Source organism: Synechococcus sp. R8-2 (genome assembly GCF_047461715.1).
Taxonomy (GTDB): Bacteria; Cyanobacteriota; Cyanobacteriia; order Thermostichales; family Thermostichaceae; genus Thermostichus.
Map to the genome: position 1 here is coordinate 1 of NZ_JANSHQ010000712.1, position 2,982 is coordinate 2,982.

At 63.4% G+C, this 2,982-nt stretch carries 3 protein-coding genes; 1 reads left to right on the forward strand and 2 read right to left on the reverse strand.

The genetic code is table 11. The annotated features are described in order from the left end of the window. Nucleotides 1-137: 137 nt before the first annotated feature. Complete coding sequence (gatA, locus tag NW819_RS14115) at nucleotides 138-1,670, forward strand: Asp-tRNA(Asn)/Glu-tRNA(Gln) amidotransferase subunit GatA (RefSeq protein WP_414414132.1); 1,533 nt, start codon at nucleotides 138-140, stop codon at nucleotides 1,668-1,670. Nucleotides 1,671-1,687: 17 nt separating this feature from the next. On the opposite strand, the gene psb28 is transcribed toward gatA, so the two are convergent. After that, nucleotides 1,688-2,002, reverse strand: coding sequence for a photosystem II reaction center protein Psb28 (psb28, locus tag NW819_RS14120; protein WP_414414133.1), 315 nt, complete (start codon nucleotides 2,000-2,002; stop codon nucleotides 1,688-1,690). A 31-nt stretch (nucleotides 2,003-2,033) separates the two neighbouring features. Next, the coding region (locus NW819_RS14125; protein ID WP_414414134.1) for a glycerate kinase at nucleotides 2,034-2,982 on the reverse strand (949 nt) is incomplete at its 5' end.

Here is a 2,982-nt window from a genome sequence, read left to right on the forward strand (position 1 = left end):
GCCCTCACCCCCAGCCCCTCTCTCTCAGGGAGAGGGGAAATTGGCGGGATTTTGGGTAGGAAGGGATCCCACCTAGATTAATCTAGAGGAACTTTGTCTGGCCTCACTGGCATTTGCCCTTCCCCACGAGTTTGCCTATGTCTGTCATCCGTGCCCTCCACAGGCAGTTGGTAACCAAAGAGCGCTCTGCCGAAGAAATCGCCCGCGAATACCTGGAGCGTCTCACCCAACTGGAGCCGCAGCTCAAGAGCTTTATTACTGTGACCGAGGAACTGGCTCTGCAACAGGCCAGGGCGGTGGACGCCCGCATTCGGGCCGGGGAGGCGATCGGCCCTTTGGCCGGGATCCCGTTAGCTGTCAAAGACAACCTCTGCACCCAAGGGATCCGCACCACCTGTGCCTCCCGGATGCTGGAGGGGTTCATTCCCCCCTACGAGTCAACAGTGACGGCGCGGCTGGCGGCTGCGGGCATGGTGACGGTGGGCAAGACCAACCTGGACGAGTTTGCCATGGGCAGCTCCACGGAAAACTCGGCCTTTCAGCGCACGGCCAATCCCTGGGATCTGACGCGGGTGCCAGGGGGATCCTCTGGGGGATCGGCGGCGGCGGTGGCTGCCGACCAAGCGGTGGTGGCCCTGGGCTCAGATACGGGGGGATCCATCCGCCAACCGGCAGCTTTTTGTGGGGTGGTGGGCCTCAAGCCCACCTACGGGCTGGTGTCTCGCTACGGGCTGGTGGCTTTTGCCTCGTCTTTGGATCAGGTGGGGCCGTTTGGGCGCACGGTGGAGGATGTGGCCTTGCTGCTGCAGGGGATCGCCGGCCATGACCCGATGGACTCCACCAGCCTGAAGGTGGATATCCCGGACTATAGCCAGGCTCTGCTCCCTGAGATCAAGGGGTTCAAAATCGGGGTGATCCGCGACTTGCTGGGAGAAGGATGCGGCGAGGAGACCCGCGCTGCCGTGCAAGCGGCCATTCAACATCTGCAGGAACTGGGGGCCGAGATCCTGGAGATCGACTGCCCCAGTTTTCGCTACGGCCTGGCCACCTATTACATCATCGCCCCTTCGGAAGCCTCTGCCAATTTGGCCCGCTACGACGGGGTGAAATACGGCCTGCGGGAACCTGCCGACTCGCTGCTGGCCATGTATGGCAAGACCCGCGCCCACGGCTTTGGGCCGGAAGTCAAGCGGCGCATTATGATCGGCACCTATGCCCTCTCTTCGGGGTATTACGACGCCTACTACCTCAAGGCTCAGAAGGTGCGCACCCTCATCAAGCAGGACTTCCTCAAGGCTTTCGAGAAGGTGGATGTGCTGGTCAGCCCCACCACCCCCACCCCAGCCTTCAAGCTCGGCGAGCGGGAGGATCCCCTCAGCATGTACCTCTGCGACCTGATGACGATCCCGGTGAACCTGGCGGGTTTGCCGGGGCTGAGCCTGCCCTGCGGGTTTGCCGATGGGCTGCCCATTGGCCTGCAAATTGTGGGCAATGCCCTACAGGAGAGCAAGGTGCTGCGGGTGGCCTATGCCTATGAGCAAAGCACCGACTGGCACAAGCGACGGCCCCCGCTGGGGCAGCCCTCAGTTGAAGAGGGCCAGGGATCCGATCCCGGCCAACCTCAAGCCAAGCGCAGATCCGGCAAAAGGAGCAAAAAATCCAAAAGCTGAGGCGGGAAGGGCGGCAACTAGGCCATGCCCATCTGGTTGGCCGCTGAAAAGCGTTCCATAAAGCGCAGGAAGCGATCCCACTCTGCCTCGGTTTCCATGTCGTAGGTCACTTCCAGGGCTTTGAATTCCCCGTTCAGGAACTTGGCCCTGATGTTGCGGGTGGTCAGCTCCCCTTCCTCATCGATCATCCGCATGCCGAGGATGTTTTGCGTATCGGATTTCAGCTCCTCGAAGCGGAAAATCGCGGATCCCCGGTTGCCGGTCTTGGATTTCAGCACTCGCACCTGGGTGGGCACCTCTTGGATGCCGGGGGAGAACTCGATACTGGCCATGATGTCCTACGAAACACGATGATTTAAGCCATTATAACCGGCCAATCCCCGCATCCTGCTCCAGAAAATCTCTCAGCTCCTGGGCCGTCATCTGCTCCAGGTGATGGCCGGCCTGCCGTTGGGCTTCTGCCACATCGGGGATCCGGTCGCACAGGGCGCCAACCCGAAGGGGAAGAGGCTGGGCTGCCAACCCAGCGCGCGCTGCCGGAGTCACCTGGCCACAGAGGATGAGCAGGGGTTTTTGGGCTTGGATAGCCTGCTCCAGCACGGCCCCCACCACCTTTCCCATCGTGCTTTGTTCGTCGAGGCAGCCCTCTCCGGTGACGACCAGATGGCAGCGGCGGATGCGCTCCGGCAGGGCCAATTGCCGCGCCAAGAGCTGGATCCCGGACTCCAGAGTGGCCTCCAAAAAAGCCACCAGACCTGCTCCTAAGCCGCCTGCGGCTCCGGCCCCCGGGATCCCGGCCACGGCCTGGCCCAAATCTCGCTCCACCACTTGAGCCCACTGCTGCAGCGCCTGCTCCAACTGCTGCACCTGGGAAGGGGTGGCGCCCTTCTGGGGGGCAAAGACGGCGGCGGCTCCCAACGGGCCAGTGAGGGGGTTTTGCACATCGCAGAGGCCGCGGACCCGTTTCCCCTGCCAAACAGGCTGTTCGGGGGGCTCGATGCGCGCCACCCGGGCCAGCTCCGCCCCACCCCAGCCGATGGGATCCCCAGCTCCATCCAACAGGCGATAGCCTAAGGCCTGCGCCATGCCCGCCCCTCCATCCACGGTGGCGGATCCCCCCAGTCCTATCCAGATCTCAGCGATGGGATCGCGGCAAACAGCCCGCAGCAGCTCCCCCAGGCCATAAGTGGTGGTGCGGGTGGGATCCCGCCGCTCCGGTGGCACCAAGGTCAGGCCGGCCACCTGGGCCAGCTCCAACAGGGCCAGCTCTCCCGCCACCCCATATTCCGCCCACACGGGATCCCCCAGGGGG

Excerpts from the sequence above, each read along its gene's own strand:
- psb28 (WP_414414133.1), bottom strand. The coding sequence starts at position 2,002 with ATGGCCAGTATCGAGTTCTCCCCCGGCATCCAAGAGGTGCCCACCCAG.
- gatA (WP_414414132.1), top strand. The coding sequence starts at position 138 with ATGTCTGTCATCCGTGCCCTCCACAGGCAGTTGGTAACCAAAGAGCGC.